The 17,975-nt window shown below is 42.3% G+C and carries 18 protein-coding genes; 11 read left to right on the top strand and 7 right to left on the bottom strand.

Annotated elements, in window-relative coordinates; genetic code table 11:
• Positions 1-89: 89 nt before the first annotated feature.
• The 6 genes from AC1ECB_RS03275 to AC1ECB_RS03300 all read right to left on the bottom strand — a co-directional run bounded on the left by AC1ECB_RS03275 (position 90) and on the right by AC1ECB_RS03300 (position 4,568).
• Positions 90-1,304 carry an iron-sulfur cluster carrier protein MrpORP gene (locus AC1ECB_RS03275; RefSeq protein WP_485667445.1) on the bottom strand — a complete coding sequence of 405 codons (1,215 nt, stop codon included), beginning with the start codon at positions 1,302-1,304 and terminating at the stop codon, positions 90-92.
• 58 nt (positions 1,305-1,362) lie between these two features.
• A complete protein-coding gene (locus AC1ECB_RS03280; protein ID WP_485667446.1) occupies positions 1,363-1,719 on the bottom strand; it encodes a NifB/NifX family molybdenum-iron cluster-binding protein in 357 nt (118 codons plus the stop codon).
• Positions 1,720-1,826: 107 nt separating this feature from the next.
• On the bottom strand, positions 1,827-2,744 hold the full coding sequence (locus AC1ECB_RS03285) for an ATP-binding protein (protein WP_485667447.1): 918 nt from the start codon (positions 2,742-2,744) through the stop codon (positions 1,827-1,829).
• Entirely contained in the window at positions 2,741-3,592 is an 852-nt protein-coding gene (locus AC1ECB_RS03290) for a nucleotide-binding protein (RefSeq protein ID WP_485667448.1), read from the bottom strand. The genes AC1ECB_RS03285 and AC1ECB_RS03290 overlap by 4 nt, the downstream gene beginning before the upstream one ends.
• Before the next feature lie 59 nt (positions 3,593-3,651).
• On the bottom strand, positions 3,652-4,086 hold the full coding sequence (locus AC1ECB_RS03295) for a DUF134 domain-containing protein (RefSeq protein ID WP_485667449.1): 435 nt from the start codon (positions 4,084-4,086) through the stop codon (positions 3,652-3,654).
• A 131-nt stretch (positions 4,087-4,217) separates the two neighbouring features.
• Positions 4,218-4,568: a winged helix-turn-helix transcriptional regulator gene (locus tag AC1ECB_RS03300; RefSeq protein ID WP_485667450.1), complete on the bottom strand. Its 351-nt coding sequence runs from the start codon at positions 4,566-4,568 to the stop codon at positions 4,218-4,220.
• Between the two features lie 173 nt (positions 4,569-4,741).
• Between AC1ECB_RS03300 and AC1ECB_RS03305 the strand changes: the two genes are divergently transcribed.
• Together AC1ECB_RS03305 and AC1ECB_RS03310 are read left to right on the top strand one after the other, a co-directional pair.
• Entirely contained in the window at positions 4,742-5,131 is a 390-nt protein-coding gene (locus tag AC1ECB_RS03305) for a pyridoxamine 5'-phosphate oxidase family protein (protein WP_021167136.1), read from the top strand.
• A gap of 321 nt (positions 5,132-5,452) precedes the next feature.
• A complete protein-coding gene (locus AC1ECB_RS03310) occupies positions 5,453-6,205 on the top strand; it encodes a Rossmann-like domain-containing protein (protein ID WP_485667451.1) in 753 nt (250 codons plus the stop codon).
• A 204-nt stretch (positions 6,206-6,409) separates the two neighbouring features.
• Here AC1ECB_RS03310 and AC1ECB_RS03315 read toward each other — a convergent pair whose 3' ends face one another.
• A complete protein-coding gene (locus tag AC1ECB_RS03315) occupies positions 6,410-7,108 on the bottom strand; it encodes a Crp/Fnr family transcriptional regulator (protein WP_485667452.1) in 699 nt (232 codons plus the stop codon).
• 183 nt (positions 7,109-7,291) lie between these two features.
• Here AC1ECB_RS03315 and AC1ECB_RS03320 point away from each other — a divergent pair, with 183 nt between their 5' ends.
• From AC1ECB_RS03320 to AC1ECB_RS03360, 9 genes are all read left to right on the top strand, one after another.
• Positions 7,292-8,587 carry an ABC transporter substrate-binding protein gene (locus tag AC1ECB_RS03320; RefSeq protein WP_485667453.1) on the top strand — a complete coding sequence of 432 codons (1,296 nt, stop codon included), beginning with the start codon at positions 7,292-7,294 and terminating at the stop codon, positions 8,585-8,587.
• A 14-nt stretch (positions 8,588-8,601) separates the two neighbouring features.
• The gene (locus tag AC1ECB_RS03325; protein ID WP_021167140.1) at positions 8,602-9,288 is read left to right on the top strand and encodes a GTP-binding protein; all 687 of its coding nucleotides are present in this window, start codon (positions 8,602-8,604) and stop codon (positions 9,286-9,288) included.
• 18 nt (positions 9,289-9,306) lie between these two features.
• Positions 9,307-10,326 carry an ATP-binding cassette domain-containing protein gene (locus AC1ECB_RS03330; protein WP_485667454.1) on the top strand — a complete coding sequence of 340 codons (1,020 nt, stop codon included), beginning with the start codon at positions 9,307-9,309 and terminating at the stop codon, positions 10,324-10,326.
• On the top strand, positions 10,320-11,357 hold the full coding sequence (locus AC1ECB_RS03335; RefSeq protein WP_485667455.1) for a FecCD family ABC transporter permease: 1,038 nt from the start codon (positions 10,320-10,322) through the stop codon (positions 11,355-11,357). Before AC1ECB_RS03330 ends, AC1ECB_RS03335 begins: the two co-directional genes overlap by 7 nt.
• Before the next feature lie 50 nt (positions 11,358-11,407).
• Positions 11,408-12,523: an ABC transporter substrate-binding protein gene (locus AC1ECB_RS03340; protein ID WP_485667456.1), complete on the top strand. Its 1,116-nt coding sequence runs from the start codon at positions 11,408-11,410 to the stop codon at positions 12,521-12,523.
• Between the two features lie 82 nt (positions 12,524-12,605).
• Positions 12,606-14,603: a TonB-dependent receptor plug domain-containing protein gene (locus AC1ECB_RS03345; RefSeq protein WP_485667457.1), complete on the top strand. Its 1,998-nt coding sequence runs from the start codon at positions 12,606-12,608 to the stop codon at positions 14,601-14,603.
• 58 nt (positions 14,604-14,661) lie between these two features.
• Positions 14,662-15,276, top strand: coding sequence for a class I SAM-dependent methyltransferase (locus tag AC1ECB_RS03350; protein ID WP_485667458.1), 615 nt, complete (start codon positions 14,662-14,664; stop codon positions 15,274-15,276).
• A gap of 94 nt (positions 15,277-15,370) precedes the next feature.
• On the top strand, positions 15,371-16,000 hold the full coding sequence (locus tag AC1ECB_RS03355) for a class I SAM-dependent methyltransferase (protein ID WP_485667459.1): 630 nt from the start codon (positions 15,371-15,373) through the stop codon (positions 15,998-16,000).
• On the top strand, positions 15,979-17,778 hold the full coding sequence (locus AC1ECB_RS03360; protein ID WP_485667460.1) for a radical SAM protein: 1,800 nt from the start codon (positions 15,979-15,981) through the stop codon (positions 17,776-17,778). The genes AC1ECB_RS03355 and AC1ECB_RS03360 overlap by 22 nt, the downstream gene beginning before the upstream one ends.
• The last annotated feature ends 197 nt before the right edge of the window (positions 17,779-17,975 follow it).

Consider the following 17,975-nt stretch of genomic DNA (forward strand, 5'->3'; position numbering starts at 1 on the left):
TATCCTCCCTATTTGCTTACTCTTCATCTGGATAAATAAAGGCGCAACTAGAATAAGCTAGTTACGCCCGGCCTTAGAGAATGAATTACTTAATGACCGCCGCAGCCATGACCGTGTTCGTGGTCGCCGTGTTCGTGGTCGCAGGTGTTGCCGGAGTCGACAAGTTCGCCGCGTAGGTATACAGCAACCAGGTTTTCAGGCGTATCTGAAGGGGCACCGCATGATACTTTTACACCGCGTTGTTCTAAAATAGCCTGTGCGGCTTCGCCCATGCCGCCGACTATGATGTCGGTACAGCCATGCTCGGCTACCCAGTTAGGAATGACACCAGGTGCATGAGGGGGCGGGGTTAGGGTCTCATGCTTGACGATTTTGCCATCAGCTATAGTGATGATAGCGAATTGTTCACAATGACCAAAATGGGTACAAAGTTTTCCTTGAACTATGGGAATAGCAATTTTCATAGTTTTTTCAACACCCTTCTGTTTATTAGGAAGTTTTTGCAGAAACTGTTCAACAATATGTTGCATTTTCTCTTTGGTATGACTGGTTAAAGTGTCGATATTTTGACCAGCATCACCGGCGGTAACTACGCTAGGGTCAATCGGTAGTTGTCCCAAGAAGGGAAGGTTATAATCAGCTGCAGTTTTTTCGCCGCCGCCGCTTTTGAAGATGGCATGCATATTGCCGCAGGAAGGACACACAAAGCCACTCATGTTTTCGATAATGCCTAAAACCGGCATATTGACTTTCTTGCAAAATTGGATGGATTTGCGTACATCTGCTAAGGCAATTTCTTGCGGAGTTGTTACGATGACAGCTTGGCAATCAGTTACTGTCTGGGCTACGGTCAGTGGTTCGTCCCCTGTTCCGGGAGGGCTGTCAATAATCAGAAAGTCAAGTGCCCCCCAATTTACATCTGCTAAGAATTGACGTATAATGCCGATTTTTACTGGACCGCGCCAGATAAGGGGATCGTCAGGCTGATTCAATAAGCCTTGAATAGACACCACTTTTAGATTCTCGTTATATTGATACGGTTGAAATTGGTCGCCAATGGTATTAAGTCTTAGACCGGTAAGTCCTAAGAGTCCGGCAATACTGGGACCATGCACATCGACATCAAGCAGGCCAACTTTATAGCCCTGATTACTCAAGAAGACTGCTAGGTTAGTAGCAACTGTACTTTTGCCGACGCCACCTTTACCGCTCATGACTAAAATTTTGTGATTGACATTTTGTAAAAATTTGTTGATTTTTTGATCTTGTGCTTGTAATTCTTGATCACTACTATTACAGGCCATTTCAGAATCCATCTCCTTGATATTTTGATAGTAATGTTATTTTTATGCTGAAACTAGTTCACTTAGTCTCTGGTGCTGTGATGAGCGTTAATTTACCGGCTAGAAAAGCTGCTAAAGCTTCTTCAACAGTACCATTCATGGTGCCTATTGAATACATGGCAATATTTGCTGCATTCACTACTTTAAACGCCTTGGGGCCTACATTGCCGGTGATGAGTACGCTGGCCCCGGTTTTGGCCAGGGATTGTCCTGCCTGGATGCCGGCTCCATGGGCGGCTTCCAGATTTTGCGTATTGGATACGGTGTCCCAGGTATCATTTTCTTGATCATAAAGGACGAAATAATCGGCTCGGCCAAAACGGGAATCGACGGTTGCCTGGCGGTCTTCGCCGTGCGCAGTAATGGCAATTTTCATGGTGTGGTTCCTCGCTTTCTTAAGAATTTTTTGTATGGCACTATTTCTCACAGGTGAATGGCCGGTTCCACAGGGGGAGCAGCCTAGACTCCCTGGAAATGTATTTATTAACGGAAAATATTAAATTTCCGACGGAACGAGTCAAATTTTCTGTCATTTGGGGGGATGTTTAATCGGCTTGCGATGTTTTGCCATAGCCCGGTCAGTTCTTCAGTGACATTACCATCTACCACTTCTAATACTGTTTTTCCGGCTTGAATAGCACTGCGGAAGGTGTCACTGTAGGGGATTTGGCCAAATATCGGAATGTCTTTGCCGTGGCACCAGGTTCTTATTTGCTCCGTATTTTCCGGGTGCAGCGTACTTTTATTGATGCATACGGCTATGGGCAATTGGAAGTGGGCAACTAAATCTGTTAATCGTGCTAAGTCATGCATGCTAGACAAAGATGGTTCTACGACAGCCAGTGCTAAAGTGGCGCCAGATAAGGCAGCTATAGCCGGGCAGCCGATGCCAGGTGGTCCGTCAGTAATAATAAGGGGAAACTGCCTGGCGGCAGCAATTTTTTTAGCTTCTTGCCGAACCTTGCTAACCAGTTTGCCAGAGTTTTCTATCGCAAGGCCGAGTTCAGCGTGTATTAAACAGCCAAAGCGAGTGTCAGAGATAAACCAGTGGCCTGCTTGTTTTTCCTGCATGGCGATAGCGTGTTCGGGGCAGTTAAAGGCGCATACACCGCAGCCTTCGCAGTCTAGCGGTGTGGTAATAACACCGGCAGTAATGGCGCCAAACCGGCATAGGTCGGTGCATTTGCCGCAGTGTGTACAGACTTGTATATCAATATGTGGTTGAAATCCGGCTGTAAATACATGGGTTTCCTTGATAGTAGCGCCGCTAACCAGATGGAAGTTGGCCGCATCCACATCGCAGTCCACCATTACCTTTTGCGGTGCTAGACAGGCGAGAGCTGCGCTGATGCTGGTTTTGCCTGTACCGCCTTTGCCGCTGACGATGACTAATTCTTTCATGCTCTCGCGCTCCTTTCAGCTTCAAGTTGTTGCCAGATAGCAGCAGCGATGTTTTGAAAGTCAGCTGGTATGCAACCTGCAGCATACTGTTTGGCAAAGGAAAGACTGTGCGGAATTTTGGTCAAGACTGGAATTTGACGGCTTGAACAAAAGGCTTCAATATTTTCGTCGCCAGCAGCAGCATCACTTTTATTAATCACAACACCAGTTGGTATTTGGAGCAGGTGGGTAATGTTCATGGCTAATTCCAGATCATGTTTGCCAAAAGGAGTTGGTTCAGTAACTAAGATACAAAAATCGCTGTTTTTGACGGCAGTGACCATGGAACAGGAGGTGCCGGGGGGACAATCTAGCAGGATATCGCCTGTAAGCTGTGAGCTTTCTTGTTTCATTCGTTTAATGAGCGGCACAGCGCTGGGAGTACCCACTTTGAGGGTACCGTTTATAAGGTGAATGCCAGGCTGGGCGGCAGCTGTTCCGGTCATAAGGGTGCCAATTATCTTTTGCTCTTCGCAGATGGCGTTTTGTTGGCAGGCAAGCAGGCAACCGCCGCAACTATGACATAGTTCGTCAAACAACAGGGCTGATTTACCGGAAACTGCGATGGCACTGAACAGGCAAACAGCTGAACAAGCGCCGCAACCGTTGCAACGGTCACTATCAATGCGAGGCACCATAATGGTGATATCCTGTCCTGGGCCTTGCCACTTCGGCTGGAGAAACAAATGGCAGTTCGGTTCTTCCACGTCGCAGTCAATCAGGGTGATCTGAGAATGCGCGGCAGCAAGCAATAAGGCTAAGGTTGTTTTGCCGGTACCGCCCTTGCCGCTGGCAATGCTGATAAGCACGTAGCTTCCTCCTTTGTAAATCATGAGGCATATTACATAATTTACATAATTTGAATAAATTATTCATCGTCGCGACTGACAGTTGTTGCTTGACATGCGGGACATGAGAGATCATGGCAACGTTGTCCATTGCCACGCGGCAACGTCCATTTATGACCGCAGGTTTGGCAGACAAAATACCGTAGATCGGTTTGGCAGTGGCGGTCGATGCGAAAAGTTCCGCCGTCAACCCGAAGCGCATGACCTCCCCATAGGGCGGCAGCTATTTTTTGATGCGCCGTATTGACAATTCGGTGAAAGGTGGGGCGGGAGATTTCCATGCGTTCCGCTGCTGCGGCTTGATCGAGTTGTTCGATATCAGCTAAACGAATAGCTTCCATTTCTTCAATTGTTAAGGTAACTTCCTCTAGATTGTGTAAAGGAACTCCTGCAGGCTTGTAGTGAGTAGTTGGTGGTAGTTGTTCAACGCGACGTTCTTTGTGTGGGCGAGCCATAGTGCTCCTTCCAAATTGTGAAATATATTTCATAATTAATATATAATATTCTATCCAGTATGTCAAGGAATATTCTTCTATGCAAAATTTATTATGAATTGAAAAAACGCATGTTGGGCGCGAGTCAAATGTTAAACTGGATCGCATTGTTTACAATAGCGGCATTTGGTTTTGTGTTTACTAGTGGCGTTTAGTCCCCAATTTCTCATAGCAATCATAATTGGTAAGAGACTTTTACCTAAAGGAGTTAATGAATATTCAACCCGTGGTGGAATTTCTGAAAATACTTTTCTTTCAATAAGTCCGTTAGTTTCCATTTCCCGAAGCTGTTGTGTCAATATTTTTGCGCTGATAGGCCGAATACTTTTATGTAATTCACCAAAGCGCTTTCCAGCTTCCAGTAGTTCACGAATTATGAGAATTGTCCATTTTCCACTTATCAGAGAGAGGGTTATCTCTATCGGGCATTTTGTTATTTCCATAAATTGTTCTCCTATTATACTGTATGTGTGAAACCTAAGTTAGTAGGTTTAATTACCTTTTGGTTATCTATGTTACCAAAAAGTGCATACTTGTTTTTGTGGAACTGCAGGTATATTATAATGTTAGCAACTGCCTAAATAGAAAAAACAAATAATAAAAGGGGAAATAGGTAATGAAAGCATTAAATTCGGAAGTTAAGGCTTTTCTTGATGCAAATAAAATGTGGGTACTTGCAACTGCGGGAAATACCCCAAATGCTGTGCCTATATATTTTACCAAGGTGCTTGATGACAACAGGTTGATGCTTGTTGATGTTTTTATGAAAAAGACACTTGAAAACATTAAAAATAATTCTAAAGTAGCAGTTGCAGTATATAATGCAGAGAAACTTCAAGGGTACCAGCTTAAAGGGACTGCTACATATTTAAGTGAAGGCCCGCTTGTTGATCAGGGTAATACGATGGCATCCGCCCTTAAGTTAACAGCTAAAGGCGTGATAACTATTGATGTTGAAGAAGTATTAGTAACGTCCCCAGGCCCTGATATCGGAAAATCCCTCTAATTATTTGAAATATATTTCATAATTTCTACCGTATATAATATATACTTTATGGGAAGAACTGTCAACTTATTTGCGTAAATTCTTCAAATAGTTATCTCTTAATAAAATATATGCCATAAAACCTTCTCTCTTTGCCCCGGTATTCCGGGGTACTTTTTTGGCTATGCGTCGAAAAAACAGTCTCCTTTGCCAGAATGAATGCGAATTGCCGACCACAGCTTTCCACCCGGCTTTAAACACGGTTCATTTGGCCTATCTGTGTAGTCCTCAAAGCGAGGTAGTTGCTTAATCCCTAATCGTTACATAAAGGAGGAAATAATATTGTTGACTGTACAAAAACGACTGATTAATTTTTTGCTACCCCATGCGGAACAGATAGCAATTAAAGATGTACGCATTGGGCTTGGGTATACTGCAGTAAAGATTGAAAATGGTCATGGAGGAGTGGCGTGGACTCCAAAATCTTCGCCGAGTAGCTGTACCCATTTCCAAGGCGCTGGAACGCTTGTTGGGCGCCCGGTAAAAGAATTGTTAACTATGCTTAGCGACGAGGTGTCTAGCTTGGCGCGTGCGCTTGGCCTGGCGACAGCAAATGCTTTGCTTGCGTCTCTGTCAACCCCCTCGACATTGAAGGAAGAAGTCATCTCGTCGCTTAATATTACTCATAATGACCGGGTAGCTATGGTTGGATATTTCGGACCGGTAATAGGCCAATTGCGCAAGACAGGATGTCAGCTTGATATCTTGGAATTAAATGATAAGCACGGCGATACGCTTCCCCCTGAAAAAGCCGGCAATGTCTTGAGCTCTTGTACGGTAGCCATCATTACTGGTACGTCGCTAATCAATGGAACATTTGACGGATTAAATGCCGGACTGGGAGAGCCTCGCGCGGCTGTGTTGTTAGGACCATCTTCACCTTTGTGTGGTGACGTCTTCAAGGATACAAAAATCACCCATGTGGCTGGATCCCGGGTACTTGATACAGACGCCGTGTTACGCATTGTTTCGGAAGGTGGCGGCACCATGCTCATGAAGCGATATTTGAATTTTGAGACAGTATTGGTCAGATAATATAGTTTTCGACTAATTTTTGAATAATCGTATTTAGATAGTAACATCAACGATTAAGGAAAGCTTAAACTAAAATTGCCAAGCCTATCCACGAGGACAGGGCTTGGCAATTTTAGTTTAAATACTCAAATAAAACACATAAAAAATATACCATTGTTTGAATTAATGTTTCTTCCCCTGAGGAAGATAAGCTGTTTAGCTAATCTAGTCTGGACATTCTAAGATTTCTTTTAAAATATCCACATTACGAAGCGTGATAGATGTGTGATAAAAGTCAATAATATTTTCATTGCGCATGCGAGAAATTTCTTTAGATAAAGCGGGGCGAGAGACATACAGGAAATCAGCTAATTCATTGCGGTTTAATAATAGGGTAAACGTTTTTTCTCCTTTAGCTTCATATTGTTCCAGAAGATACATGCAAATTTTTTTTCGCAAGCTTTTGAGCGCAAAATATTCCAGCTTACGATGGAGAAAACAAACATTTTTTGATACCAACATTAACATATTTCGTAATAATTGTTCAAGCCCTAAAAAAGTATTTTTGTTGTCTGCAATTTTTGCACGCGATAAAAACATCACCGTACAGTCAGTTTTGGAAACTATAGATATTGGCCAATTAGTTTGCTGCGAAAATATAGCTCTAATTCCGAAACAATCCCCACTTTCAAATTCTTTAAATAATATGCATTTGCCTGTTAGGTTTTCTTTTATAAGTGACACCTTACCGTGAATTAATATACCTAATTCAGTTATTTTTTCATTTTGTTTAATAATATAGGAATCGGCTGAGTAATGTAACAATTCTGGTTTAAGGTAGGCAAACATCGTGTTTAACATATCAACAGAAATGCCGGAGAATATAGCAAATTTTGAAACTAGTTTGACTAAGTCTTCTTGCAATATTATCACAACCTTTTTCGATTGGTAATCGAGATTACCGACAGTAGCTTTATAAATGAGTATACTATATATCGACAATGATTTGCAACAAAAACAAACAATAATGAATAGTAACGATTTAAAAAAGTAAATGTGTTTATTTATGTTTATTTTTGTTGTAGAAAAGTATTGGAGGAGGACAAAATGAAAGAAAATATGCTTGATTGGACTATTAAGGACATTGTCACAAAATATCCTGAGACGTTGGAGGTATTTAGCAATAACGGTTTTGAAGCGTTTGCCGATGTAGAAGTTATTAACGAATTAGGAGCAATACTTAAGCTCAAGACTGCGTTGCGAGCAAAACAAATAGGGGCTGAAGCTTTTTTAAATCTACTAGATGAAAAAATTGCCGATGTCACCAATACTAACAATCTTCTCACCTCTATGGTTGATAGCAATTCCGGAAGATTCAACTTTGTCGCTCAGATTCCCTGTGGTCTAAAAGTTCCTTTAGAACGGGAACTGCAATCGGTCTTCCAGCAAGTCCAAAAAAATAGTGAAGAACCGATTAACTATTACACCGGAGCATGCTGCAACGATTTACTCCATCTCAATGAATGGATACCCCATTTTTTGAACATTGACGAAGTACCGGATATGGTGCTGACAAAAGGATATCACTTCTTCAACAAAAATTTCATTGAACGATTTGTTAAGCCCGGATATTTTGTTACGCCACAAAGACAGATGATAAATAACCAAATGACAGGCATTGATATGCTTGATAAAGAAGAAAATTATCATGTTGTCGGTCTGACTACTAACGTTATGGTAGTGGATAAGTCAAGACTTGGTGATTTGCCGATGCCAAGAACATGGGGCGATTTGTTAAAGCCTGAATATGAGCGCAAGGTGTTGATGAACACTTACGGGGACACTTTTAGCGATGTTGTATTATTAAACATTTATAAGGAATTTGGTGATGCTGGAATTGAAGCGCTTGGCAGGGCAATACATAGCGGATCACATGCCGCGCAGATGATTAAAGGGATGACGAGCAGCAAGGCGGATGTGCCGCCTATTTACATTATGTCTCATTTTTTTGCTAACGCCATAAGTACTTCAGATAATATAGAGATTGTTTGGCCTGAAGACGGGGCATTGGTAATGCCGCTCTTCTTTATGGTGAAGGCGGATAAAGCAAAAAAGCTGAAAGAATTAATTGATTTTGTAAGCAGTTCACGCTTTGGACAGCTTTGTGCCGATGCCTATTTTCCTTCCCTACATCCAGATGTTAATAATAAATTGGCAGCCAATGCTAAGTTTAAATGGTTGGGATGGGATTTTATAAAAGAAAACGATGTTGAAGAATTGGTAGAGAAACTAAATAAGCAGTGTTGGGAGAGTTATTCTGCCAAGGGCGGTCAGGAGAACAATTCGTCTCCAGCTTGTGGGTGTAATCCCGGCAAGGAAAGTTTAAATACACAGAGTATATGATGGGGGTGAGAATCATGCAGTTAATTACTGTATCTGGTCCGCCCTCTGCAGGGAAAACGGCAGTGATTTCTAAGATTGCTGAAATCTTGCAGCATGACAAAATAAAAGTGGCGGTTGTGAAATTTGACTGTTTGTCGACAAAGGATCAAGAATTTTATCAAAAAAAAGGTATTGTTGCCAAGACTGGATTTTCCGGTAACATTTGCCCAGATCATTTTTTCGTCAGCAATATTGAAGATTGTGTAGCTTGGGCAAACCGTAAAGGCTTTGACATGTTAATCAGCGAGAGTGCCGGACTGTGTAACCGTTGTTCGCCACATATCCGCGGGGCTTTGGCGGTATGTGTGGTTGATAATTTGAGCGGTGTTAATACCCCGCAAAAAATCGGGCCCATGCTAAAATTGGCTGATATTGTGGTAATTACCAAAGGGGACATCGTCTCACAAGGAGAAAGGGAAGTTTTTGCTTTTCGCGTCAAACAGGCTAATCCTAGAGCGATAATTGTTCACTTCAATGGTATTACCGGGCAAGGGGCTCAGGAAGCGAAAGAATTGCTTTGTGAAGCCGCGGCGTTTGAAAGTCTTATAGGCTGTCAGTTGCGATTTTCCATGCCTGCAGCCACTTGTTCTTACTGTTTGGGACAAGTTCGTATTGGCGAAGACTTCCAAATGGGCAACGTTAAAAAAATGGATTTGGACTGAGAAGGGACTGGTTTTTAAGTGTGGGAAAAGCTGTCTTCTATGACTATCCAAGAATTGTTTACAGCATATCCATATGCGATTGATTTTTTCGAAGCTTTACCATTGCCAATTAAAGATTTTGACCGGGTTCGTGATTATTTTTTTTCTATAGATGAAGAAACTTCACAGGATGTAGGAATGGACCGGCAGAATCTTATCGAACAGTTTGTCGCTTTTATGACTCAGATGCAGCAAATGCAGACTGAGGAGGAGTTGGTCAAGTCTGTTACGATTGTTGGCGGACAAGACAAAGACGGTCAGCGTGAAAATATATTATTAACAATTAATGCCGGTGAAATAATTTGCATTGTGGGACCGACTGGTTCAGGGAAAAGCCGCTTGTTGGCAGATATTGAATGGATTGCTCAGCGGGATACACCTACCAAACGTAAGATATTGATTAATAATCAGGTGCCTGATGTGAAACGGCGCTTTTCCGTCGAACATAAGCTGGTTGCGCAACTTTCGCAGAATATGAATTTTATCATGGATTTGACGGCAGAGGAATTTGTTTTGATGCATGCTGAAAGCAGAATGGTGGAAAATGCGGCCGAAGTTTGCACGAACATTATTGTGAAAGCGAACGAATTAGCTGGTGAGAAGTTTTTGCCAGGTACGCCGGTTACTTCCTTAAGCGGCGGACAGTCCCGATCTCTGATGATCGCGGATGCGGCCTATTTGAGCAAATCGCCAATTATACTTGTTGATGAGATTGAAAATGCCGGAATTGACCGGCAAAAGGCAATCCGACTTTTGGTTGACAGACAAAAAATTGTGTTGATGGCTACTCACGACCCGATTTTGGCATTAACGGGCGATAAGCGGTTGGTGATCAAAAACGGTGGAATTAAGAAAGTCATTGTGACTTCAGAACAAGAACGCCATAATTTGGTCTTGTTGGAGAAATTGGATCATCAACTATCCTCTATTCGGGATATCTTGCGTAACGGAGGGTGCATTGATCTAATACCGGCGGAACCGGGGGTGACAATTTGTTAAAAGCCGTTTCCCAGCCAGAGGGGGCCACGTTAAAGCTGTTACTATTGCCTGTTGTGTTGGTAGTGGTATTTTTCATGTCTTTTGTTGTTGGCAGTTACCCGATTTCCATTGAAACGGTTTTGGCTATTATCGCGGGAAAATTTATTTCTCTGCCGCACTATTGGACAAACGACATGGAGACTGTTGTATTTAAAATTCGTCTGCCGCGAATTATTGCGGCTATATTAGTTGGGGCAGCTTTGTCCACGTCCGGCGCTGCCTACCAGGGTATGTTTAAAAACCCGATGGTATCTCCGGGCATATTAGGAGTTTCAGCAGGCGCGAGCTTTGGCGCAGCATTGGCAATATTGCTTTCGTATAACATTGTCGGTATTCAACTGGGGGCGTTTATTGGCGGAATGCTTGCTGTAATGATTACTTATTTCATAAGTGTATGGCTCGGCCGGAATGGTGACACCATGCTGGTAATGATTCTTACCGGGATTATAGTCGGGATGCTATTTTCTTCATTTCTTTCTTTGATTAAATATGCAGCAGATCCTTATACCAAATTGCCGACGATAACGTATTGGCTGATGGGCAGTTTGGCTTCGATCAACATAAATGATGTGGAAGTGGCCAGTATCCCTATCGTCTTGGGGTTAGCCGCAGTAATGCTAGTTAGATGGAACCTGAATGTAATGTCGTTTGGCGAAGAAGAGGCAAGCGCATTAGGTGTAAACACCGGCAGGGTGAGATTTGTGGTCATCCTGTGTGCCACCATGATGACTGCTTCGGCTGTCGCGATAAGCGGGATGATCGGTTTAGTCGGGTTGATTGTGCCTCATCTGGCGCGAATGCTTGTTGGTCCGGATTATAAAGTGTTGTTACCAGCAGCGATGTTGCTGGGAGCCTGTTTTTTACTGTTGGTAGATAATCTGGCCAGAACACTGTATGCTGTTGAAATTCCTCTGGGAATTCTTACGTCACTGATTGGTGCACCTTTTTTTCTATATTTATTGATCAATTCCAAAAAGAAAGGTTGGGCTTAAGAATAGGAAAAAAGTGCAGTTGATTGCTACAAGATAAGGGGGGTATATTTGTGCCAAGAAAATTGCTCATAGGTTTTCTGATTGCTGTACTGGCATTACTGTTGACTGCGTGCGGGCAATATGCGGTTTCAAGGCAAGTCAGCGGGTCTACAGTGGAAGTGACCGATATGATTGGTCGAAAAGTGACTGTTCCTCGTAACCTAAAGAAAGTGTATTCGACGAGTCCCATTGGTACAATCATGGTGTATTCTTTTGATCCGGGCAAAGTTGCCGGGCAAAACAATGCTGTGGCGAGTAATGCAAAATATATAGCGGAGACGTACCGGAACTTACCGGTAGTAGGTGGAACATTTGGCTCTGAAGGTGCCAGTGCTAATATGGAAAAAATTATCAAAACGGCTCCGGACATTATCATTTCGGCAACAATGTCAGATATAGACAATGCTACCGAAGTTACTGCTGCCGACAGGCTGCAGAGCCAATTAGGAATACCGGTGATTGTGATCAATATGAATTTGACCAGTCTGGACAAAGCGTATGAATTTATGGGTCAATTAATGGGGCAGGAAGAACGGGCTAAGATGCTGGCCGATTATTGCCGTAATACGATTATAGAAATGAAAACAATGGTGGAGAAAGTTCCGGAAGAAAAACGAGTGCGTGTGTATTATGCTGAAGGCCCGGCAGGGCTTGCAACCGATCCCGCCGGTTCGCGGCATACCGCAGTACTTGATTTTGTCCGGGGGATCAATGTTGCACAGGTTCCGTTGAATCCCGGTTCTGGTCAATCCGCTGTTTCTGTGGAGAAGATCATGCTGTGGAATCCTGATGTAATTATCGCTACATATGCGAAAACAACCGATTCCGATAATTTTTATGATTTTATCCGCAATGATTCCAAATGGGAAAATATCAAGGCTGTTAAAGCAGGGCAAGTGTATGATATACCTAATCAGCCATTCAACTGGTTTGACCGTCCGCCGTCAATAAACCGTCTTCTTGGAATTCGCTGGCTGGCTAATCTCTTATATCCTGACTACGTCAAAATAGATATAAAAAGCGAAACCAAAAATTTTTATAAACTATTTTATCACTATGAACTGACTGATCAGGAGGTGGAAAATTTATTAAAAAATTCTCTGCGAAATGGCGACGTTCAACGGTAAAACTGCGGTTGTATTCTTTGGGTGGGAGGTGTTTTTTGGAAGGATTAGCTTAACATGACACTATTTAAGTTAGGAGTTGATTATGATGAAAAAGGAAAAGCTGCTTCCGGCATTGGTTACACTAATGCTATTCAGCGCAACATTGCCTGCGGTGGCGGAAGAGAGTACTGATAAGCAAAGTACAGAACTGAATCCTGTTTTGGTAACAGCTAAAAAAGATATTGTTGAGGAACCAATTGGCAAGGAACCGGCATATAGCCGTCTGGCTATTCCGCAAAGTGGTGAGGCAGGCACACAAACGATTACTCGCAAAGACATTGAAGCGATGCATCCCAAGGACATAATTGATGTGATTGAACAAGGTCTTGGGGTGACGACGACTTTTCAAGGCCGGAAAAATTTAAATTTCTTTCAGATTCGCGGCAATGGCAGTCTGGGTTTGATTATTGATGGCATATATGTTCCGCAAACCCAAGCTGGTCGCGAGTTAGCAAATTTCCCGCTTGAGGTTGTGGAATCTGTTCAAATTGTGCGGGACCCAACCATGTTGACTTTGGGTCCGGTTTCTGCTTTTACTTCAACCCAGGGATCGCCAAACGGCGGCTTTATTGTTATTAAAACCAGAAAACCGACGAAGGCGGAAACTGAAGTGAAAGCCAGTTACGGCACTTATCAGACTTACTCATTCAACACTTATCATGGCGAGAAATCGAGCAATTCTTATTTCGTAGCGGATTTTAACAGGTATCACACTGCGGGAAAAGATGATTGGTACAATGATGCTAGTTCGAGTTCGCTTTATTTAAAAGGTGGTTATGCTGATGAAGGTTTAACTAGCAATCTTTCCTTATTTTATGATACCGGCTCAAGAAATTTCCAACGCGGTGTTACAAACACCGGTGTGATGTCAACTTCACTTTGGGGTTATGATCCGCTGAATGCATTAATGCTCTCTTTTGATATAAATCGGTTATGGGATAAAGCCCATACAACATCCTTTAGCTATGGGTTTAGCAAGACTTGGGATGACATGCATTCAGATACAACAACGGCGAAAGGTTCGACTTTTCCTGAACGTGACTATTTGCGCGAATTTAACCTGTCACACACGATTATTTCTGATTCAGGAAAAAACACTTTGAAATTTGGCAACCAGACTATCTTGTGGCACACTCCGACCGGAGAGTTATACTATGCAGGAAAAGAGCGGAAAGAGGAATTTTACGGATACTATATTTCCGACGAGCAAAAGGTCAATGATAAATTAACTTTGGATGCCAGTGCGCGAATTGACCGGAAACATATTAGCAAAGGAATTGACAAATATAATCCATCCGGAACCAGTACGCAGGTAATCAGTGATATGTGGATGAATAATGCGACTAGTTATGCGCTGGGGGCGGCGTATAAGCTTGATTCTGTGTATAAATTGTCAACCAGAGTAGCCTATTCCAGACAGCCGGCCGATGCATTTATGAGCACGGTGAACAATGCATCGCTTGATCCAGAAGTGCGGTTCAAATACGAACTTGGAATTAATGCCGATTACAGTAAAAATCTCCATGCTGGGTTGACACTTTTCCAGCACAATATTGACGACTATAAAATAGTGGATCATACGGTGGGTACTGACCCGAATATTGTGAATGTCTATACAGCTGCTGATGTAAAACAGCACGGGATGGAACTGAGTTTGGATGGAAAGTTGGCGGATAGATTGAAATATTATCTGAGTTATTCTTATATTAGATCAGATAATGCTTCAGATAATGCCACAATGCCTCATAATGTTTATTCACTGCGGTTAACTCATAACGGGAAGGCGTTTGACACCAATTTAACACTACGAACAGTGGATTCCTATAAAAACGCTATTAAAGCCACCAAGAATGCCCCAATAGTTTCATTAGGAGGCTATACGCGGGTTGATCTTAATTTCAGCAAAATGCTCAACCCGGAGACAAAAGTGACTATTTACGGTCGCAATATTACAGACCAAAGGTATGTGAGTACATATAATAGTGGCTATTATTATGATGTCGGCGCCGTGTACGGAGTTGAATGGAGCAAGAAGTTTTAACATGCTGCACTCTTTTGCCGGTATTAGCTGGAGTATAAAATAGAGGGAGTTGTTTTTTGTGGATAAGTTCGATGCGAATGCCTATGATGAGTCAGCTGGAAAATTATTTGCTCCCATTTATCCCGTGATTGCGGAACAGATCGTAAATACAACAGGTAAAACCAAGGGGAAATGTTTAGATATTGGTACAGGACCGGGGTATTTGGGTATCGCTTTCGCTAAAATTACCGAGATGGATGTTTGTTTATTTGATATTTCGGAAAATGCATTGAATTTCGCCGCTAAAAAAATCGTTGAAGAGGGATTAGAAAACAGGATGCAGACCTTGCAGGGCGATGTTCATAATATTCCATTGAATGATTCAGCTGTTGATTTGGTAATCAGCCGCGGCTCTTTTATCTTCTGGAAAGATAAGCCGAAAGCGTTTGCGGAAATATATCGTATTCTTGCTCCCGGAGGCTTTGCTTATGTAGGTGGTGGTTTTGGCACCGACGAGTTGCGTGCTGAAATTGAGCAAAAAAGGAAGGAAAGCAACGATTCATGGGAGGAGAAAAGAAAAAAGCTTACTGGAGAAAATTTTGGCGAAAAAATTATAGAAGCGCTGATGGCGGCGGGTATTTTAGATTTTAAGATATCAATGCAAGGTGGATTTTGGGTTATTATGCGAAAATAGTAAAGCTGTTATTTTATTTGGATTAATAGTATAGGCGCTAGCCTTTTTATGAGATAGTTCAGAAATAAAAAAAGGGAAAGAAGGAATTTGCAAAATGAAGATTGATGCTAAAAAATATGATGAAATTGCTCGGGAAGTGTTTGCTCCGATTTATCCTGTTATTGCTGAGCAAATAAAAAGAAAAACCGGTATAACCAAAGGAACATGCCTGGATGTTGGCTGTGGCAGCGGTTATTTGGGATTGGCGTTGGCCCAAATAACCGATTTAACTATTTGTTTTTTTGATCAGTCTGTGGAAATGTTAGAACTCGTAACCCGGAAGATTAGTGATAACGGCCTGACAGCTAAGGCACGTACATTATTGGGGGATGTGCACGCTATTCCGTATTCCGATCAATCAATTGAATTGGTTGTAAGCAGGGGATCAATATTTTTTTGGGAGGATCGTTCCCGGGCATTCCGTGAGATTTATCGGGTGCTCACGCCGGGAGGCATGGCGTTTGTCGGTGGAGGTTTTGGTACCCCTGAACTAAAAAGGGAAATTATTGATAGAATTGAGGAAAGAAATAAAAACTCTGAGACGGGAAATTTTAAGGCTAAGGTTGGCAAAAATATCAGCAAAGACAATGAGAAGCTTTTTCGTGGTGAATTGCAGCGGGCGGGCGTAGCAACGTTTGAAATCATTCTGGATGACGCCGGTCTATGGGTTGTGATGAAGAAATGAAATGCAGTATTTGTGAACGAGGTTGTGTAATTCCGGCTGGAGGCATAGGTGCTTGTGGGATGTACGGTAATAAAGAAGAAACAATTACTGAATTATTTCCCGACAAATATCTGATTACAACGCCAATTTCTGTAGAAACAATGCCTATGTTGCACTTTTATCCGGGGGGGAAGTTTTTACAGATCAGTACAGCAGGCTGCAATTTTGAATGCGCCGGCTGTATTTCTACGGTAATTGTCAGGGAAATGGACGCCGCCAGCAAGATTTTACATAGATTATCACCGGCAGAAGTGATTAAAAAAGCGGTGGATAACGAATGTTGCGGGATTGTGTTTTTAATGAATGATCCGTTAGCTTCATTTCTAACCTTTGTAGAAGTTGCCAAAACCGCAAAAAAACATGGTCTGCTGGTAGGCTTTTCATCAAACGGCTATTTTACCCGTGATTCGCTGAACCGAATTGCAGAGGTATTAGATTTTGTCAATATAGGTGTTAAAGGCCTGTCAGATCAGGCTTACCGGCAGTGTGGCGGTAGTACGCCGGAGCCTGTGCTTAGAAACATTAAAGCCTTATATGAACGGGGAATACATGTCGAGGTTTCCTGTATTCATTGCAATCATAATCAGGAGGAATTGGTAAGCCTTTCCCGGGAAATATCTGAAATCTCCCGGGAAATCCCTTTACAGATTATGCGGTTTATTCCGTTGGAAAGTGCTGATCCATTATTGGAACCGGCAATTAGAGAGACGGAAGAGTTGCGGAATATCTTAGTGAAACAGTTGGCTTATGTCTATGTTTTTAACTCTCCCGGGACAGAGTATCTCAGTACTTTTTGCCCGGAATGTGGCGAGGTGATCTTTAAACGGGATTTTTATGGCCCTATGGGTGCCAAATTGCGAGCTGCGGGAGTGGGGCTGGCTGAAGGCAATACTTGCCCCAATTGTGGGCGTAAGCTTAATTTTACAGGGAGTGGAGCGAAAGAACTATATCGGGAAGAGGGCTTTCAGGGCGGTTATCCTTTTACTAGAGCCTTGGAGATGATTGAAGCCATATTGATTGCAATTGGCGCAGATGATAAGAAAAAGGTGTTGCGAGCCTGGGAAGAGGTACTTTCCGGTAACGGCTTAATGAAACTGCACCATGATATTCAAAATCCGGAAACGTATATTAGTTTGATTCGCCATTTCGGAAAATTAATTCAACATGATGCTGCTGCTGAAAAACTTGCTGTCTATATGGAAACGAAACTGACGGTTATTAAGCAAGCGCTTGTCGACATAAAGAAAAAACCACGGGTCTATTATGCCATGGGCAAACCAAACTTCTGTCTAAATGGCGAGCGTTTTGAAAATCAATTAATTGAAGTCGCCGGTGGGATTAGCGAGAATAAGAAAATCAGCGGCAGTGGCAGGCCGGGAGTGGGGATAACTTATGATGTATTAAAGTCTTTAAATCCAGAAGTGATTTTTATTTCATCTTTTCTGTCTTCTACGGTTGAAGATTTTTATCACGAGTTTCCTGAGGAGATGCTTGATATTGATGCGGTAAACAATCACCGAATTTATACTCATCCTGGGCCATGCTGGGATTTTGGCAGTCCAAGATGGATATTGGGACTCATGTATATTGCCAATGTATTACATCCAGAAATGTTTAGTTTTGATATAATTTCCGAAGCTAAAATGTTTTATAGGGAATTTTATAATTTGAATTTTAACGTGCTTGATTGTAACCGCTCTTTTGGTAAGCCGAGCAGTAAATGGCGCTGGAAGGCGTAGCTTTTGTATTGCACCTTATTTTCGCCTAGACTTATGTTTAGGCGATACTTTTTTGAGGGGGGATGTACTTTTACACGGAAATACCGGTATTGGGGCATAGTGTTTCCCTTCAAATTGTGAAATATATAATATTTTAGTATGTCAAGAAAGAAAATATTTGAATCTGCTGGAAGGATTATATAAGATAAAAACGAAGT

The organism is Sporomusa sp. 246TCP1, from assembly GCF_057319775.1.

Bases quoted from the DNA above. Each gene is read 5' to 3' on its own strand.
- AC1ECB_RS03345 (WP_485667457.1), top strand. From the start codon at position 12,606: ATGATGAAAAAGGAAAAGCTGCTTCCGGCATTGGTTACACTAATGCTA.
- AC1ECB_RS03275 (WP_485667445.1), bottom strand. From the start codon at position 1,304: ATGGCCTGTAATAGTAGTGATCAAGAATTACAAGCACAAGATCAAAAA.
- AC1ECB_RS03360 (WP_485667460.1), top strand. From the start codon at position 15,979: ATGGGTTGTGATGAAGAAATGAAATGCAGTATTTGTGAACGAGGTTGT.
- AC1ECB_RS03325 (WP_021167140.1), top strand. From the start codon at position 8,602: ATGCAGTTAATTACTGTATCTGGTCCGCCCTCTGCAGGGAAAACGGCA.
- AC1ECB_RS03300 (WP_485667450.1), bottom strand. From the start codon at position 4,568: ATGGAAATAACAAAATGCCCGATAGAGATAACCCTCTCTCTGATAAGT.
- AC1ECB_RS03280 (WP_485667446.1), bottom strand. From the start codon at position 1,719: ATGAAAATTGCCATTACTGCGCACGGCGAAGACCGCCAGGCAACCGTC.
- AC1ECB_RS03285 (WP_485667447.1), bottom strand. From the start codon at position 2,744: ATGAAAGAATTAGTCATCGTCAGCGGCAAAGGCGGTACAGGCAAAACC.
- AC1ECB_RS03320 (WP_485667453.1), top strand. From the start codon at position 7,292: ATGAAAGAAAATATGCTTGATTGGACTATTAAGGACATTGTCACAAAA.
- AC1ECB_RS03305 (WP_021167136.1), top strand. From the start codon at position 4,742: ATGAAAGCATTAAATTCGGAAGTTAAGGCTTTTCTTGATGCAAATAAA.
- AC1ECB_RS03295 (WP_485667449.1), bottom strand. From the start codon at position 4,086: ATGGCTCGCCCACACAAAGAACGTCGCGTTGAACAACTACCACCAACT.
- AC1ECB_RS03355 (WP_485667459.1), top strand. From the start codon at position 15,371: ATGAAGATTGATGCTAAAAAATATGATGAAATTGCTCGGGAAGTGTTT.